The following is a 17,873-nucleotide window of genomic DNA, read 5'->3' as shown; positions in this document are numbered from 1 at the left end:
CGTTGCAACTACACAGCGGAAATGTTCCGACTGTGTAGTAATATGCATGTCAGGTTAATTGTTGATCATCCAATTAATGTCTGTAAGTAATAAATTCCATAACCGCTGGCAAAATTAAGAACCAGCAAGGCCACAAGAGGTGAAAGATCAATCATGCCAAGTGGCGGAATGAACTTTCTGAACGGTTCTAAATACGGTTCGCAAATTTTTTCCAAAAATTGACCGATTGATGTCTCCCTTGCATTGGGGAACCATGACATCAATATGTAAACGATTAATGCCATTGAATAAATTTCAATTAAATAATATAAACCCTGAAGCACTAGACCCATTAACCATTACCACCTCGCTTCTTCGTACTCCTCTTCGGCGGCGAAGCCGGTAATATTACCGGAAACATCGACGTTGTCCGGGGTACATAAGAATATATCTGTTCCGATTTTTTGGATATCCCCGCTGATTGCATAGACAGTCCCACTTAGAAAATCGATGATTCGCTTTCCTTGGTCATGCTGGATTCGTTGAAGGTTCACGACTACTGCGCGCCTGTTTTTCAAATGATCAGCTACCTCCTGGGCTTCTGCATAAGCACGCGGCTCCAATAATACTACTTTAGAAGATTTCTGTACGCTTTGCAAACTTACGATATTCTGATTGGTATTATTCCCTGCAGAAGCGGACTGCTGCTGTTTAGCTGACTTCACGACTTTTGGTTCAGCCTCCTCTTCTTCCACCACTTCATCCCTGTACTCATACTCATCATCCAGCGCGAAATAAGATTTAAATTTTGATACGAACGACATCTTTAGCGTACCTCCTTAAAATTATTCGCCTACAAGTGCTGTACCAATCCGGATCATTGTAGCGCCTTCCTCAATGGCAATCATGAAATCATTGGACATACCCATGGACAATTCAGTACAGGGGGCATGCTTCAACTCCAAAGCTTGTACTTCGACCTGGATGCCTTTCAGTTTCCTGAAACATTCCCGCAAAATCCGTTCATCATCAGTCAATGGAGCCATCGTCATCAATCCTGCAACATTCACCTTATCAAAAGCAGATAACCCTTTGATGAAATCAATAGTCGCATCCGGATTCAGACCATGTTTTGATTCCTCACCAGATACATTCACCTGCACTAAACAGTTTATCGGCTCATTTGCGCGTTTTTGAATTTCTTCTGCCAAAGAAATGCGATCCAATGAATGGATATATGAAATTTTATCGATGACATTCTTAACTTTGCGTGTTTGCATGGAACCAATATAATGCCAGTTTGGCTTGTCCTTCAGCACTTCATATTTAGCCAATAGACCTTCGTCACGGTTTTCGCCCAAATCAAGTATTCCCGCTTCCAATGCTTCATTCGCCCTCTCGACCGAAACATATTTCGTCACTGCGATCAACTTTATCGCTTCACGGTCCCTACCACTATTTTCACATGCTATATTTATTTTTTCTTCGATGTTTTTTAAATTGTCCACTACTTTCACTGTTACTCTAAATCCTCCTTCCAACCGATAAAACTCATCAATCTGCCTGTCTTCCCGTTATCACGGCGATGTGAAAAAAACAATTCATGATCACAGCTTGTACAGTATGATGTAACGTCGATCTGACTATTTGGAATTCCTGATTTTTGAAGAATCAATGCATTAAGTTGCTTAAGGTCTAACTGATATTGTCCTTCACTGATTAAATTATAGGGCTTTTCGTCAATATCTACCAGCAAATTCTGCACTAAATCCATGACATAATCATCAACTACATAGCATTTCGAACAAATCGAAGGTCCAATAACAGCAAATATCTCACTTGCTTTTATACCCTCATTCAGCCATGCCTCAACCATTTTTCGTGCAATCCCATTAACCGTGCCCTTCCAGCCAGCATGTGCCACCCCAATCATACCATGTGCCGGAGCAAGAAAGTATAAGGGCACGCAGTCTGCATAGCAAAGGGTCAATAGAACGTTTGGGTCCTTCGTATAGAATCCATCAGTCGCTTTAAAGGCTGAATCATAATCCGCAGCACCTCTCCCGCAATCGCGGCTGGTAACCTGATGGATATTCGTTTCATGTGTCTGCTCGGCCCCTATCCATTCATTAAGCGGATACATCAGCTTATCGGCTATAATCCTGCGATTTCCCTGGACATCACCAAGTTTATCCCCGACATGAAAACCGGTATTCAATGTTTGAAATTCACCTGTACTGACTCCCCCATTTTTTGTGGTGAAGCCCGCTACGAGCTGGAGATTTTTTTGTCTCCAGCTGTCAATGAGCATATATTGGTCTTTTATTAAAACAAATGGCTCTTTCATGCTAAAAACCTCTTTATTTTTAGTCTAGTGTATCATATATTTGCGCCATGCACCTTTAAAAACGTTCATCTTTCAGTTCTCCTTGAAATACCGTCTGATGTTCAACAAGTATGACATCCGCACCGATTTTTTTTATTTTGCGCCATGGAATCACAATGTCTTGTTCTCTTCCAAAAAAACCCATTAATCGGGTACCATTTGAAACGACGATGGCCTCTATTTTCCCCGTGGCCGTATTTATTTCAAGGTCTGACATATTACCCAACTTCTTCCCATCCGCTATATTGACGATATCCTTTATTTGAAATTCTGAAATCCTGGTCACATCACTCAGCTCCTCAAAAATTCATCATAGATGAAGGTCCTATTCCTATGTATATGACAAGATGCGCTCAAGGATGAAGATTACGATAAATAAACGTCCCCGATTCACGATCCCTTCCGGAAGGGATTTTCAACAAAATAAAAAAGCCGCAATGGATAAGTAGCTATGAAGCGGGTATCGACATTTTTGCCCTGCCCGCTTCAGCTAACTTTTTCTCATGCTCAGCTTCTACTGTTGGATATTTTTATTCATTTGCTTGATTGCCGCTTTTTCCAAGCGGGAGACCTGTGCTTGTGAAATGCCGATTTCCTCGGCTACCTCCATTTGCGTCTTCCCTTGGAAAAACCGTTTGCGAAGGATCATTTTTTCCCGGTCATTCAACCGTCTCATGCCTTCATTTATAGCTATTTCATCAATCCAGGTACTATCTTTATTTTTTTCATCACTCAGTTGGTCGAGTACATAAATCGGATCCCCGCCATCATTATAAATCGGTTCAAAAAGTGAAACTGGATCTTGTATAGCATCTAGTGCAAAAACAATTTCTTCATGAGGTACTTCCAACACCTTGGCGATTTCTTCAGCTGTCGGCTCACGAAGGGTCTGGCTTATGAGCTTTTCTTTTACCTGCAAAGCTTTGTAAGCGATGTCTCTTAAAGAACGGGATACCCGAATCGGATTATTATCACGAAGATATCTTCTGATTTCTCCAATAATCATCGGTACAGCATACGTTGAAAACTTAACATTTTGACCTAGGTCAAAGTTATCTATCGACTTCATCAACCCTATACAGCCTACCTGAAATAGATCATCTACATACTCTCCCCGATTGTTGAAGCGTTGAATGACGCTTAGAACGAGTCGAAGATTCCCGTTTACCAGTTTCTCTCTTGCTGAAATATCGCCATCTTGCAGTTCTTTAAAGAGTTTTCTCATTTCTTCATTCTTTAAAACCGGTAATTTTGATGTATCCACACCGCAGATTTCAACCTTATTACGAGACAAAATTATTCCCTCCTCACAGGAGCGCTGTACAAAAAACAGTATTTCCGCGGGAGGAAAAAATATGCACATGGCTAGAACAGAAAATCCCGATTATTTTTCAATATAGCTACCGAAGTATTGATTTGATTGACATTCAAGCACTTTATTTTTTTACACCATTTTATTAAATTCTTTACGAAGCCTCTTAATAATCCGTTTTTCCAAACGCGAAATGTAAGATTGGGAAATGCCCAGCATGTCGGCAACGTCCTTTTGGGTTTTTTCTTCTCCTCCTGCAAGCCCAAAACGGAGTTCCATTATCTGTTTTTCACGTTCCGATAACTGTGTAAGTGCTTTTGTCAGCAACTTACGGTCAACGTTTGCCTCAAGGTCTTTCGTGATAATGTCATCATCCGTTCCCAGTACATCGGATAACAGAAGTTCATTTCCATCCCAATCAATATTCAGAGGTTCATCAAAAGAAACTTCAGAGCGGATCTTGTTATTTCTGCGTAAATACATCAATATTTCATTCTCGATGCATCTCGATGCATATGTAGCCAGTTTTATTTTCTTCTCAGGATTGAATGTATTCACAGCTTTGATCAAACCTATGGTACCTATGCTGATTAAATCTTCAATGTTGATGCCTGTATTTTCGAATTTCCTGGCAATATAAACAACCAGCCTTAAATTACGTTCAATCAAGATCGAGCGTGCAGCTTCATCGCCATTTGGTAATTTATTGATCAGTATTGCCTCTTCTTCCTTTGAAAGGGGCGGCGGCAGTGCCTCACTCCCTCCTATATAAAATATTTCGTCCGTTTTCAATCCGAGCTTGAACAATAGTTTGTACCAAAAGTAAGTAAGCCGAAGAATGAATTTCTTCAAAATAATTCTCCCTTCTAATAAACGGATTATGGGTCAAATTTAAGAGTGAATCGATGGTTCAGGAGGCAGTTTGCACCGGTATGCCGGTTAACATCTTCGGGTGAACGATAGATTGATAGCTATTGTCGGGAGAGAGTTGTTGAAAGGTAAACGAAATGAGACCCTGCTTGACATGAAATTCTTTTTCTCCTTGAACGATTTTAATATAATCCGGTTTGATTGCGGTTAACAGCTGATGTTCATGACCTACGACTTTATAAGGGATGACACGCATTCTTCCTGTCCATGAATATTCGGGCTGCACTTCCTGACTAATCAGGGTATCGGGGTTTTTAAAGAGCTCTAGCATATCATTCGGAATTCCTGTTTCCGCGCCTGAAAGAGAAATGATCATTACTGGGGAACGTGTAATCGGGTCATATAGTTGATTGCCGCTATCCACCAATCCATGAAACGTTCCTTCAAAGTCAGAAATTTTAACCGAGACCGAAACCATTTGTTCATGTGTAAGCTTGGTCATTTCCATCCCTTCTAGTGTTCGCTTGGAAAATTGCCATGCGAGCGGGAACCCGATCATGACGAATATCCAGCTGACAGGGTCGCCAAAACGATTGATTCCGGCATATTGACCAGGGTCCTTGGACACGATTTGGAATTCAAATAGGTAGTGAAGTCCCAGAAGGATTCCTCCCGATAAAAATGTCACAAAATATAAAGTGGCCACCGATTTCACGAATAGTTTTAACCTATTAAACCCAAAGGTTGCCAGCACCATGACCATGGATACTAAAATCTTCATGTATACCCGGTCGGCAATTGCATAAAAAGGAGTGAATGCCAATACGATAATGAAGGAACCAATCAATCCGCCGATGCATACCCGCCAAAGAGCTACCCTTCGTTTGAGAATGATTGCGGTCCAATATAAAAGGAGGCAGTCAAATAACCAATTCAATAACCAGATCACATCTAAATATAAAGTCACACCCTCCCCTCCTTATATGAACTAACCTTCCACTAGCAAAAAGTATAGCGTACCTGCCCTAAGAAAGTGTGTCACTTTTTGTACTGAAAACTTAAGAGTTTTTCAGTCATTTTTACCCTTTTTGTAGAAAATCAGCTATTGATATTTTCAATACTGTCTTAGAGACTATCCTGCTCCCTTTTACTGCTGTCGATTTATGTTATAAAAGTTTAATAATTTCCCTCTCATCTTTTTACATTAATGAATGGAAGTGAACAAAAGACGGAAGCTCCCTTCTGCCCAGGCAACATCCAGCACAATTCCGTCTAGGAATGCATTTTATTAACGACAAAAAACCGTCCCCAAATGGGAACGGCATATAACGTCGGTATTAACGGCGTCTGTTACGGTTACGGAGGAATGTTGGAATATCCAAAGCCTCATCACCTTGATTGGCATTACGTGCAGGCTGTTCATTGACTTCTTCCCTCTTCACTTCACGCTTCACGTTAGACTGTGGCGTTTGTTGTGTCTGAGGTCTTGATTGCTGCTGCTGTCCGAGTGTTGGACGTCCAGTAGGCCGAATTGAAGCTTCAACCTCGTTAAATCCTGTAGCAATTACCGTAACGACGATTTCGTCTTTAAGGTTTTCATTGATAACAGAACCAAAAATCATGTTGACGTCTTGATCGGATGCTGTAGCCACGATATCTGCCGCTTCCTGGACTTCAAAAAGACTTAGGTTCGTACCACCGGTAATATTCATCAGTACGCCTTGGGCGCCATCAATCGATGTTTCAAGCAACGGACTGGAAATGGCTTTTTTCGCCGCTTCCGCCGCACGGTTTTCCCCGGAGGAAATCCCGATTCCCATAAGAGCTGAACCTTTGTTGGACATGATCGTCTTCACATCGGCAAAGTCCAAGTTAATAAGACCTGGAACAGCAATTAAATCTGAAATCCCTTGTACACCTTGGCGAAGTACATTATCCGCTTCACGGAATGCTTCAAGCATTGGCGTGCTTTTATCGACGATTTCAAGGAGGCGGTCGTTCGGAATGACGATCAGTGTGTCAACCGATTCCTTCATGGATGAAATGCCGCCTTGTGCCTGTGTTGCACGTTTTCGGCCTTCGAAAGTAAATGGACGTGTAACTACACCCACTGTAAGGGCTCCTAGATCTTTAGCAATGCCCGCTATGACAGGAGCTGCCCCCGTTCCCGTACCGCCGCCCATTCCAGCCGTTACGAATACCATATCGGCACCTTTAAGCGCTTCTTCAATCTGCTCTTTGCTTTCTTCAGCAGCTTTTTTTCCTACCTCTGGATTGGCACCTGCACCCAAACCACGTGTAAGCTTCCCACCGATTTGCATTTTGATTTCTGCTTTTGATAGATTAAGAGCCTGTGCGTCAGTATTGACAGAAATAAACTCAACACCCTGTACACCATGCTCGATCATTCTGTTTACCGCATTGTTTCCGCCGCCGCCAACACCTATTACTTTTATCGTTGCTAATTGTTCTAGATTAGAATCAAACTCCAACATGACAATCCTCCTATTTTGACGAAATTCCCGATTCTTAATGATTGTTATTCAAAAAAGTAACCCAGGATTTTTTTGAATTTAGATTCACCTTTTTCACCTTGTTTTTTAGCCGTGTTCTCTTTATTTTTCTGAGAAACCTTCTGGCTGCGCTGGTCGTTATCTTCTTGAGCTTGTCCAGCTGCTACAGGAGTTTTATTAGCGGTGTTTTTTTGCATTCTCTCTTTCTTGCATGCGTGTTTAATCAAACCAACAGCCGTGGTGTATTGGGGTTCCCTAACACCGATGTAATTGGGTTCAGCTGTCCTTACTCGGTTTTGGAACACATATTGAGCTAGCTCCAGGACACCCGGCATCTTGACGACGCCCCCGGTCAACACGAAACCACCCGGTATATCCTGGAAGCCAAGTCTCTTCAAATCATCTTGAATCAACTCGAATATTTCGGTCACCCGCGCTTCAATGATATCCGAAAGCATTAACTGGTTGCAGGTCTGTTGCTGATCGCTGCCGATGATCGGTATTTGGAATACTTCATCTTCAGACGCGTCATCATAAAAGGCATGTCCATGCTTCACTTTTATTTTCTCAGCTTCTTCCATAGTCGTCCTTAGAACGATGGAAAGGTCTTTCGTAAGTGTTTCCCCGCCTATAGGTATCACAGACGTATATTGTAAATAGCCTTGTTCGAAAATTGCCAGGGTCGTGGAACCCCCGCCAATATCGACAAGTGCCACACCAAGTTCTTTTTCATCCTTGGATAAAACAAGGGAACCTGCGGCTAAGGGCTGAAGGGCGATATCGGTTATTTCCAATCCTGCCCTTTCCACACAGCGCAGCGTATTATGTAAAATTGTCCGAAGACCTGTGATTAAAATCCCTCTCATTTCCAACCGGACACCTATCATGCCCCGTGGATCACTGATTTCATCAAGTTCATCAACTTTGTAGTGAATTGGCACCACGTCGATGATTTCCCTGTCGGATGGTATCGTTATTAACTCCGCTGCTTCCCTGACACGGAAAACGTCATGCTCGGTAATCTCTTTATTGTCACTGGATACCGCTACTACCCCATGACACGGCTGAAGCGTCACATGATTTCCACTTATGCCGACGATTACTTTTGTTATCTCCATCCCTATCATCCGTTCTGCTTGCTCTATAGCCTTTTGAATGGATTGGACGGTTTCATCTATACCGACGATCGAACCCTTTTTGAGCCCTTCTGATTTAACATTTCCTACACCGATTATATTTAATGTGTCATTGACCATTTCCCCAATGATAACTTTTACACTGGATGTACCGATGTCAAGACTTACGTATATTTCGTTGCTGTTCATTCCATGGCACCTCCTTCAGTTTTATACATGTATTAGTAGAATAACATCTTTATATCGAAGACTTATACATTATAGAATAACAGAACTGTTTACAACAACTGACGAATTACATAGATAAGCGTTTCATTTTGTATTTCCCGAACAAAACTCGTACTTTATGGTGTATATTGTTCGCTTCTCTACGAGACTGATTTACTAAAAAAACTAGATACTGCCATAAACTATTCGTCATTTATAACTTAATTCCCTTTAAAATTATAGATTTTTTTTCTGCTTTTTCCGGGAAATGGACCATTTTTCAATCAGGATCCTTCTAATCAGGGCAATATTTTGAAAGAGCCTGACACCGAATACAAAGATTGCGGCTAAATATAAGTCTACACCAAGATGTACACCTAGAAAAGCCAAACCTGCGGCTAAAATAATATTAAAGAAGAATCCTGTTACAAATACAACTTCATCATAAAGATTTTGCAAATGAGCCCGTATTCCCCCAAATAAGGTATCAAAAGCAGCAAGCACGGCAATGGAGAGATAATTTGAATATTCATGGGGAATATCAAAATCCACCAAAAAACCAAGGGTGATTCCAATCAACAGACCAAAAACTGAAAGCCACATTACGATTCCCCCCCATCCATAATGGGTTCCATATGTTCCACGTTAATAGCATTTTGATAAGCCGGCAATGTCAACTCGCCGGAAGGCACCTTAATCTGCACTTCAAAATTGTCTATAAAGAAATCATCCATAAGTTCGGAACCTTCAATGCGCTGCTTCAGTTTCTTTGGATTAACGGTTATTGCCTGCACTTCAACCGGGTAATGAACCAGAGGATATCCGTCCATTTTCGGCTGCCCATTAATATCACGAATAACCGATGTTGATATATACCTTTGTCCTGAAATGGAAATTTCGTCAGCGCCATACCTATACATTTCATTAATGAGCCGAATGATCAATACTGGTGAAATATACTTGACCTTCTCACCGAGAAGGATATCGGCCTTGATAGGCTGTATAGATACGACTACCCCATTACCTCTTATTTCGGTCAAACCTGCGTCAGTCTTCAATTCGATCAGGGTGTCACGCAAGACTTCTTCTTTACCCTCATTTTTCTTTGTTTCATAAGATGCTATTTTTCCCTCAAGCTTACTGATACCCTCTATTAATTCCGCCTGGGTCTGCTGTTCTTTCAATAAATCATTTTTCAGTTCCCACATATCCCTTGTATCGGATACAACAGGCTGATTCACCAAATTGAATTGAATAGCGAGCATGAAGCCAGCAATCAACGTAACCAAACTAAAAGAAAGCTTTTTTTTCATTTCCAGTTTCTCACCAATCTTTCATCGAATCCGGCGGTCACGATCACCCTCCAATAATTGGATCAAAAATGATATTCTTTTGTTTTTCCACTGTAAAGATAATATTCTCATTAACCAGCTGTTCCTTGATGCCACCCGGTAAATCCAGTGAAGCACCCAGGACTTCCGGGTCCCCTATCGCAGATATGATGAAGGGAGCAGGATGCTGATGGCCATCAATTGTAATCACAGGCCCATTACAGATTATGTATGAATCATGATTTAACCTTTGACCGTTAATCGCAACAGCTTCTGCACCTGATATGTATAGTTCATTGACGACCTTGAAGACATGCTGTTCATGGACGAGGTAATTATTAACATTGGCTTCTGATTCCATATCTGTACCATCTTCAAGCGTCACCTGAAGGCCTGAGCCTTTCACTTTCACTTTTCCGAGAAACATTCGGTATTTTTCCGTTTCCTTTGCCAAATTGAAAAAAAGGTGCTTTTCCTGCGCTAGGTCTTTTTCTATTTGGGATACATTTTCTTGCTTCTGGAGGAGTTCCTTTTGAAGTTCCCGGTTCTGCTTCTCTTGTTCGATCAGCTGCTGCCTGAGCTCATATTCCTGATCCCAGGCTTTGTCCTTCCCTGCACCTTCACCTTCTTTGGTCAGATTGTAAGAGAAGGCAATCATGAATCCGAGAACCACGCAAACCAGGGGTAAAACCACCCGTTTGCCATTAATTTTCCTCATTGGAGTCTTCCTTTTGTTCAGCGTCTTCATATGCTTTAAAATAAGAACCCACTTCCAGATCGATGACTCCCTTTACATTTGGATCCAGCTGGCTGACTATCGATGGATAGTGAATCATTTTCTCGTATAAAGTCCGGCTTGTCGCACTTACTTCAAACCCATCGTTCATGAACATGACGATATGGTATTCATCGGTTTTTGTAGGAGCGTAATGAATTTCCGAAATGGCATTCTGGATCTCGACAGGAAGCTTGTCCAGCTCTTCTAAAAGCAACTTTAATGCTTTACCCTCTTTGAAACCAATTAAAACAGGGGCAAATACTGGAATTTCTCCTGTTGCTAACTCCTCTAAAACGGACCCGTTTTCCAAAATGGGTGCAAACTTCCCATTATTGGACAAATATGCCATTCTGTTATGTTCCGAAACCGTAATTTTAATGGAATTAGGAAATACCGGTGTCACCTTAACGCTTTTTATTTCTTGATTTTTTTTGATATTGGCTTCGGCTGTCCCTGTATCAACCTTCCAGATGCTTCGATCCTTCTTCACCTTACTCAATTTAATGATCTGTTTGGAAGTAATATACCGATTCCCCTCTACCTGCACGGATTTCACATAGCTCAACGGGGATAAGAAATATAGCACACAAGCAACAAGAATGAAGAAAAGGGACAGCAAAAGAACAAGTCGCCTGTTTGCTTTGCTTTTTCTTAATTGTTTTAATTTCGGGATGCGGTCCTCAATGGAAACGATTTTTCCCTTTTCCATCCCCTTCACCTCTTCCTGAAAAAATGGATGGTTCTTGACAGTGCGAAATCAAGAAAACTCAATATTATGTTCTTAACAAACTTTAAAGGTAACACATTATATCACAATATTTGGATATAATGAATCTCATTATTTTCTTCCAATGATCTCCACTTCTGTTTCCATTTCAACTTCAAATTTATCATATACAGTATCCTTCACATGCTGTATCAAGGCTTGAACATCCGCTGCACTTCCATTACCTGTGTTAACGATGAAGTTCCCGTGCATCGGTGAAATCTGAGCTCCGCCAATAGAATGTCCCTTCAGGCCTGCATTCTCGACCAATTTACCAGCATGGTGTGGAAGTGGATTCCTAAATATGCTCCCGGCACATGGAAGATTATACGGCTGGGTATCTTTACGATAATTCTTGTTATTTTGCATTCTTTCAACGATTTCGGTTTTATCCCCCTCTTTCAATTGAAAAATTGCTTCCAGTACGATACCAGGTCTTTTCTTCTGAAGCAGAGAAGTTCGATAAGAAAACTCCATTTCCTCTTTCGAAAGCCAAGCTAGAGTTCCATCTTCAAAAAGAACATGTGCCTGCTTGAGGATTTCACTCATATCGGAACCATGTGCACCAGCGTTCATATAGACTGCTCCGCCGACGGAACCAGGAATCCCACTGGCAAATTCCAATCCTGCATATCCTTTTTTACTGATTTGTACGGAGAGGCTGACAAGTGATACCCCAGCTCCTGCTTTGATCTCCGTCCCATTTATCTCGAGATGATCAAGTCCTCTACCCAATTTAAGCACGGCACCTTCAATTCCGCCATCACTGACCAGCAGGTTCGAGCCCCTGCCAATCACCCTCCACGGCATCCCATTTTCTTTGATGACCTGCATCGTTTTTTCTATATTTTCAATGGATGACGGCATGATGAATAAATCAGCCGGCCCCCCAATTTTCATAGTTGTATGATTTGCAAGCGGTTCCTGTTCAAGAACTTTGCCGATTTTCATTTCAGTTAATTGCTTTATCACATTATCCATGATAAACCTCCTTGTTGTTCCAAAATTCCAAGTTATAATTTTCATTTCCTCTTCCATGAGGTCACTTATATTACAAGATTAATAACGCCTTTTTAGCAGAAAAATGAACAGAAGCAAGCCCCAGTACGGCCTAACCCTCTTATACTATAGTCTAAACAAAGACGTATTGCCAATATTTATTGTGGATTCCCCAACATTCATACATGGTAATATTTAAGCGGCATTTCATTTATTTCTAAATTTCGGCAAGCCCCACCAAAAAATTGTTTTTCCTGGAAGGGTTTTCAACGTAAAAAAGGGAAGCCCTGCGTTCAACAGGACTTCCCTTTTGCCAAACCACATTTTTTACTTATTTCAGAACCTCGAATATCGGCTAATATTCAGGAGCACCCCAATCGCCATCAACATGAGCGTCAGCGATGAACCGCCATAACTTAAGAGGGGCAAGGTGATGCCCGTAACCGGCATAAGCCCCGTTACCACCCCTATATTGATCATCACTTGAATGGCGACCATTGCAATGATTCCCACCGCTACAAGGCTCCCGTATAGATCAGGGGCACCAAGTGCGATCCGAATGCCCCGCCAAAGCATTAACGCAAATAATAAAATGACAAGAGAACCCCCGATGAAGCCAAGTTCCTCGGAAAGTATGGCAAAAATGAAATCAGTCTGCGGTTCGGGTAAATAGAAAAACTTTTGGCGGCTTTGCCCGAGTCCCAATCCGAACAATCCCCCTGGCCCGATTGCATAAAACGATTGAATCATTTGAAATCCACTGCCCAAAGGGTCTTCCCATGGATCCAGAAAAGACGTGATCCTTTTTATCCGGTAAGGTGCTGACAAAATCAGACCGATAAAACCTGCTACCCCAATTAGCCCCAAGCCGACAAAATGACTGATTCTTGCCCCGGAAATAAAAATCATGACAATGCACGTTCCAACCATTACCGTTCCCGTTCCAAGGTCCGGCTGTAACATGATCAAACCAAATGCCAAAAACACTAAACCCAAGGATGGAAGCATCCCTTTTTTAAAGGAGGTGATCAGCTTTTGCCGTTCCGATAAAAACTTAGCTAAAAAAGCGATCATCGCCAGCTTCATGAACTCAGAGGGTTGGACCGAAAAAGCACCCACACCAATCCAGCTCCTCGAACCATTTCTCGCCATCCCTATACCTGGTACAAGCACAGCCAGTAACATAATGAAACAAATGATGATAAGGATTTTGGCCCATGTCCGCCACGTCCAGTAATCCACATTCATGATGAAAAACATGGCTATGACACCGACGCAGGCAAAAAGCAATTGCCTTTTAGCAAAATAAAACGAATCATCAAATTTATATGTTGCCCAAATGGCACTCGCGCTGTAAACCATGATTAATCCAACAGTCAAAAGACTTAAGGTGACGATAATGAGAATGAGATCAGGATTCGATTTTTTTAATGGCACGGACATCCACCTCTAGGAAGTTTTTAGCCTACGAATATAAACATCAGTGCTGATTGCTTGTCAGCACTTTAGTCAAAAAAAAAGCGATAACGGCTCATTATCGCTTTTTTTCATGGTGTCAACGTAGAAGCAAGTTCACTTCTCTCTGCGAAAGCTCTTACTTAAGTTTATGCACGGCCTCCATAAACATGTCTCCTCTTTGCTCAAAAGTTTTATATTGATCCCAGCTTGCACAAGCCGGGGAGAGAAGAATACAGTCGCCTTCATTTGATAATTCAAATGCAGCCGGCACGGCCTTTTCTACATTATCGACACGTTTTATATTCGCTATTCCTATTTCTTTGGCTACCCGTTCAATTTTTTCCGCCGTTTCACCAAAAGTTATCACGGCTTTGACATTTTTCATCGCCGGTTTCAACTCATCAAATTCATTTCCGCGATCCAGACCGCCTGCCAATAAAATGACAGGTTCCGTAAAGGATGTTAACGCTTTGGATGCTGCAAGAATGTTCGTCGCTTTCGAATCATTATAAAATTTACGGTTATCGATCGTTGCCACGAACTGCAGACGGTGCTCCACACCATAAAATGTTTTCAGTACAGTCTGAATGGCTTCATTCGTTACACCCTTCAGCTTGGCCGCTGAGATGGCGGCGAGCACATTTTCCAAATTATGCTTCCCGGGAAGGGCTATCTCTGAAACTTCAATGATTTTTTCCCCTCGGAAACAGGCGGCACCATCTTCCACATAGGCTCCATTCTCATGTTTCACTTCAGCTGAAAAAGGAACAAGTTCAGCCTTGGTCTCTTTCGCCATGGATAAAACAAGATCTTGATCTGCATTATAAATCATGAAATCCGATGCTATTTGATTTTTCGTGATGGCAGCTTTTGCTTCGACATATTCCTGTTTGGAACTGTGATAATCCAAATGTGCATCATACAGATTTGTCACGATTGAGATTTCAGGACGAAATTCGTCTATTCCCATTAACTGAAACGATGATAATTCAATGACGATCGAGTCATCTGGTTTTGCATGTTCAGCAACACCAGATGCCACTGTCCCGATATTACCGGCAATCAGCGGGGATTTTTCACCGGACTTCAACATTTCGTATATCAATGTTGTCGTGGTCGTTTTCCCATTTGTACCAGTGATTCCTATGAAAGGTGCTTCACTTATCTGGTAGGCCAGTTCAACTTCCGTGATAACAGGAATCCCTTTTTCCAATGCCCCTTTTACTATAGGGTTCCGATAGGGAATTCCCGGATTTTTCACGATCAGCTCGAACCCCTCATCCAGAAGCTCGATTGGATGACTGCCGCAGATGACTTTGATTCCCTGTTCAAGAAGTCCTTGAGCCTCAGGATTTTCCGATAATGGCTTCATGTCATTAACCGTCACGAAAGCACCTAATTTATGTAGAAGCGAAGCTGCCATCACTCCGCTTTTTGCCAAACCCAATACTAATATCTTTTTCTCTGAATACTTTGCAGTCTCTTTCAATTATATCCACACCTCTAAATAGATTCCGAGTACCGCACACAGCAGCCCCACTGTCCAGAAAGTGACGACGACACGCCATTCCGACCAGCCGGAAAGCTCATAATGGTGGTGAAGCGGACTCATTTTAAAAATACGTTTACCAGTCGTTTTAAAAGATCCTACCTGAAGGATGACCGAGAGCGTTTCAATGACGAAGACTCCGCCAATGATTACCAGGAGGATTTCAAGCTTCGTTAACAAGGCGATGGTTGCGATCGCTCCCCCAAGGGCCAAGGAACCCGTATCCCCCATGAAAACCTTTGCCGGGTGTGCATTGAATACCAAAAATCCGAGTACTGCACCGACAACCGCAACCGAAAAAATGGCGACATCATATTGTGACTGACTCCAGGCCAAAATGGCAAAAGCACCAAAGGCAATGGCTGATGTCCCTGAGACAAGTCCATCAAGCCCATCCGTCAAATTGACGGCATTTGAAAAGCCTACCAGCCAGAATATAACGATGAACAGATAAAACCAGCCAAAATCAAAAGCAAAGTCAGTGCCTGGAATCGTTAATTCAGGATTAAAACGGTCTGTCTGCTTGAAGACGAAGTAAAAGATGACCGAAATCACAATTTGTCCAAGCAGTTTTTGCTTGGAAGTCAGTCCCAGGTTACGCTTCATGACCACTTTGATGAAGTCATCAAGGAAACCTAATAAACCAAAACCTAAAGTAACGAATAATAATAAATACGTTTCGGTTGAAGGTGCCGAAAATTTCAAAGTCATGACCAGTGTAGCGATGGTAACAGATAATAATATGACCAAACCGCCCATGGTGGGTGTTCCCGTTTTCTTCAAATGCGATTGCGGGCCTTCTTCCCTAATACTTTGCCCGAATTTCAATCTTCTTAAAAACGGGATGAAAATCGGCGAAAGAAGAACGGTTACTAAAAACGCCACCAAAATCGTATAAAAAATCACTTGTTCCAACATTCCTTATTCCCTCATTCCTAACACAATTCAAATATAAAATTCTGCTTGATGTCTTTTCCTATTTGTTGCAGGGCAATTTCAGCCTTGGTTCAAACTGAACCCAAACGACTTTGAATCGCCTTTTCCGCTTCCTCACGGTCATCGAAGTGAAGCACTTCGTCACCGACCAATTGATAGGTTTCATGGCCCTTTCCAGCAATTAATATAACGTCTCCCTCTTCCGCCTTTGAAACTGCGTAAGCTATCGCCTGCCTGCGGTCTTCAATAACCTTATATTCTTTGCTTGCTACACCAGCTTCCATATCGCGGAGGATCTGGGCAGCATCTTCACTGCGTGGATTATCCGAAGTGAAGATCGGGTCAGTCGCCAAGCTGCATGCAATTTGCGCCATGATTGGACGCTTTGTCTTGTCTCGGTCCCCGCCGCAGCCCACTATCACGTAAATTTTCTTTCTAGCAAACTCACCAACAGTCTTTAGAACATTTTCCAAACTGTCCGGAGTATGGGCATAGTCAACAATGACCGGGAAGTCCTGATTCGCTGAAATGAGCTCAAAACGGCCTGCAACACCTTTTATATCCTCGATGGATCTAATGGTCTCATCCAGATCGTTACCGGCGCACAAAGCAGCAGAGATGGCAGAGAGTACATTATAAACACTGAATTTACCAATTAGCTTCAGCTGAATGTATCGCTCTTCTTTACCTGCTGTCAAGGTGAACGATGTGCCATTTGCATCAATTTTTATATCCTTGGCCCTGATATCCGCTTCATTGTCTATGCCGTATGTAACGACAGTAGCAGCAGTCGCTTTAATGAAATCGGCTGTTGCCTCATCATCAGCATTAAGCACAGCATATTTAGGGCGATTTTCTATGTAAGCATTGCCAAGCTGTGAGAAAAATAAGGATTTTGCCTGCCTGTATCTGTCCATGGTTTTATGAAAATCCAAATGATCCTGTGTGAGATTCGTAAAGACGGCAATATCATAATCACAGCCATGGACGCGCCCAAGCTCAAGTGCATGCGATGAAACTTCCATAATGGCCGTGGAGACGGATGCTTCGGCCATTTCATGAAAAGCCTTCTGCAATGTAACGCTATCTGGCGTCGTATTCTTGGTTTCATATACCGTATCGGCAATTTTTGTATACATCGTGCCAATCAAGCCTGTTTTTTCTTGTCGATCCTCGAAAATCTTTTCCAATAAGTGACTGGTCGTCGTCTTTCCATTCGTTCCTGTAATTCCGATCAAGCGCATCTTTTGAGTCGGATGGCCATAAAATGCATCGGCAAGAACTGCCATCGCCCTGCTCGAATCCCTGACTACGATCACGGGAACATCGAGGTCAAGCGGCCTTTCGGCAATGACTGCTGCAGCTCCATGCTCTACAGCAAGTTCGGCAAAATCATGACCATCGACTGTATAACCTTTTATACAAACAAATAAACTTCCGTCTATGACTTTTCGGTTATCATTTTCAATGGAGGTGATTTCAGGATTTTCTCCTTCATACGTAAATAAGGAGTGTAAATAAGATAGTAATTTGTGAAGCTTCATTTTTCCATCCCTCTCAACTTAATTTGAGGATTCATTATATGTGATTAGCCTTGGCTTGTCGAGAAACCAATTTCAATTATACGGGGTTATCCCGACTCCGTAAACAAAG

General features: G+C 42.1%; 19 protein-coding genes. All 19 read right to left on the bottom strand.

What is annotated here, in order from left to right:
- Window positions 1–65: 65 nt before the first annotated feature.
- The 19 genes from MKX49_RS06095 to MKX49_RS06005 all read right to left on the bottom strand — a co-directional run bounded on the left by MKX49_RS06095 (window position 66) and on the right by MKX49_RS06005 (window position 17,764).
- The gene (locus tag MKX49_RS06095; RefSeq protein WP_034313862.1) at window positions 66–332 is read right to left on the bottom strand and encodes a YggT family protein; all 267 of its coding nucleotides are present in this window, start codon (window positions 330–332) and stop codon (window positions 66–68) included.
- A gap of 6 nt (window positions 333–338) precedes the next feature.
- Window positions 339–803: a cell division protein SepF gene (locus MKX49_RS06090; protein ID WP_034313864.1), complete on the bottom strand. Its 465-nt coding sequence runs from the start codon at window positions 801–803 to the stop codon at window positions 339–341.
- A 21-nt stretch (window positions 804–824) separates the two neighbouring features.
- The gene (locus tag MKX49_RS06085; protein ID WP_340875668.1) at window positions 825–1,496 is read right to left on the bottom strand and encodes a YggS family pyridoxal phosphate-dependent enzyme; all 672 of its coding nucleotides are present in this window, start codon (window positions 1,494–1,496) and stop codon (window positions 825–827) included.
- Between the two features lie 2 nt (window positions 1,497–1,498).
- A complete protein-coding gene (pgeF, locus tag MKX49_RS06080; RefSeq protein ID WP_048684601.1) occupies window positions 1,499–2,326 on the bottom strand; it encodes a peptidoglycan editing factor PgeF in 828 nt (275 codons plus the stop codon).
- Between the two features lie 55 nt (window positions 2,327–2,381).
- Window positions 2,382–2,651, bottom strand: coding sequence for a YlmC/YmxH family sporulation protein (locus MKX49_RS06075; RefSeq protein WP_034313870.1), 270 nt, complete (start codon window positions 2,649–2,651; stop codon window positions 2,382–2,384).
- Window positions 2,652–2,879: 228 nt separating this feature from the next.
- Window positions 2,880–3,659 (bottom strand): RNA polymerase sporulation sigma factor SigG, encoded by a 780-nt coding sequence (sigG, locus tag MKX49_RS06070; protein WP_034313871.1) that lies wholly within the window; start codon window positions 3,657–3,659, stop codon window positions 2,880–2,882.
- Between the two features lie 150 nt (window positions 3,660–3,809).
- Complete coding sequence (sigE, locus tag MKX49_RS06065; RefSeq protein ID WP_034313874.1) at window positions 3,810–4,529, bottom strand: RNA polymerase sporulation sigma factor SigE; 720 nt, start codon at window positions 4,527–4,529, stop codon at window positions 3,810–3,812.
- 58 nt (window positions 4,530–4,587) lie between these two features.
- Complete coding sequence (gene spoIIGA, locus MKX49_RS06060) at window positions 4,588–5,514, bottom strand: sigma-E processing peptidase SpoIIGA (protein ID WP_034313877.1); 927 nt, start codon at window positions 5,512–5,514, stop codon at window positions 4,588–4,590.
- A gap of 370 nt (window positions 5,515–5,884) precedes the next feature.
- Complete coding sequence (ftsZ, locus tag MKX49_RS06055) at window positions 5,885–7,042, bottom strand: cell division protein FtsZ (protein ID WP_034313879.1); 1,158 nt, start codon at window positions 7,040–7,042, stop codon at window positions 5,885–5,887.
- 44 nt (window positions 7,043–7,086) lie between these two features.
- On the bottom strand, window positions 7,087–8,385 hold the full coding sequence (ftsA, locus tag MKX49_RS06050; protein ID WP_034313882.1) for a cell division protein FtsA: 1,299 nt from the start codon (window positions 8,383–8,385) through the stop codon (window positions 7,087–7,089).
- Window positions 8,386–8,640: 255 nt separating this feature from the next.
- Window positions 8,641–9,006 carry a small basic family protein gene (locus MKX49_RS06045; protein ID WP_034313884.1) on the bottom strand — a complete coding sequence of 122 codons (366 nt, stop codon included), beginning with the start codon at window positions 9,004–9,006 and terminating at the stop codon, window positions 8,641–8,643.
- Complete coding sequence (locus MKX49_RS06040; protein WP_251538907.1) at window positions 9,006–9,716, bottom strand: DUF881 domain-containing protein; 711 nt, start codon at window positions 9,714–9,716, stop codon at window positions 9,006–9,008. The genes MKX49_RS06045 and MKX49_RS06040 overlap by 1 nt, the downstream gene beginning before the upstream one ends.
- Before the next feature lie 43 nt (window positions 9,717–9,759).
- Window positions 9,760–10,452 (bottom strand): DUF881 domain-containing protein, encoded by a 693-nt coding sequence (locus MKX49_RS06035; protein WP_323599225.1) that lies wholly within the window; start codon window positions 10,450–10,452, stop codon window positions 9,760–9,762.
- Window positions 10,439–11,221: a cell division protein FtsQ/DivIB gene (locus MKX49_RS06030; protein WP_063596313.1), complete on the bottom strand. Its 783-nt coding sequence runs from the start codon at window positions 11,219–11,221 to the stop codon at window positions 10,439–10,441. The genes MKX49_RS06035 and MKX49_RS06030 overlap by 14 nt, the downstream gene beginning before the upstream one ends.
- A 129-nt stretch (window positions 11,222–11,350) precedes the next feature.
- Window positions 11,351–12,259 carry a UDP-N-acetylmuramate dehydrogenase gene (gene murB, locus MKX49_RS06025; protein ID WP_340875661.1) on the bottom strand — a complete coding sequence of 303 codons (909 nt, stop codon included), beginning with the start codon at window positions 12,257–12,259 and terminating at the stop codon, window positions 11,351–11,353.
- A gap of 354 nt (window positions 12,260–12,613) precedes the next feature.
- Window positions 12,614–13,720 carry a stage V sporulation protein E gene (gene spoVE / locus MKX49_RS06020; RefSeq protein ID WP_034313896.1) on the bottom strand — a complete coding sequence of 369 codons (1,107 nt, stop codon included), beginning with the start codon at window positions 13,718–13,720 and terminating at the stop codon, window positions 12,614–12,616.
- A 151-nt stretch (window positions 13,721–13,871) separates the two neighbouring features.
- Window positions 13,872–15,224 (bottom strand): UDP-N-acetylmuramoyl-L-alanine--D-glutamate ligase, encoded by a 1,353-nt coding sequence (murD, locus tag MKX49_RS06015; RefSeq protein WP_048684588.1) that lies wholly within the window; start codon window positions 15,222–15,224, stop codon window positions 13,872–13,874.
- Window positions 15,225–16,202 (bottom strand): phospho-N-acetylmuramoyl-pentapeptide-transferase, encoded by a 978-nt coding sequence (gene mraY / locus MKX49_RS06010; RefSeq protein ID WP_034313901.1) that lies wholly within the window; start codon window positions 16,200–16,202, stop codon window positions 15,225–15,227. It abuts the gene before it with no gap.
- An 89-nt stretch (window positions 16,203–16,291) separates the two neighbouring features.
- Complete coding sequence (locus tag MKX49_RS06005) at window positions 16,292–17,764, bottom strand: UDP-N-acetylmuramoyl-L-alanyl-D-glutamate--2,6-diaminopimelate ligase (RefSeq protein WP_340875658.1); 1,473 nt, start codon at window positions 17,762–17,764, stop codon at window positions 16,292–16,294.
- Window positions 17,765–17,873: the final 109 nt, after the last annotated feature.

This window comes from Peribacillus sp. FSL M8-0224 (assembly GCF_038003055.1).
GTDB classification, from domain to species: domain Bacteria; phylum Bacillota; class Bacilli; order Bacillales; family DSM-1321; genus Peribacillus; species Peribacillus frigoritolerans.
The sequence above is the reverse complement of the archived record's forward strand: the minus strand, read 5'-3'. Positions and strand labels throughout refer to the sequence as shown.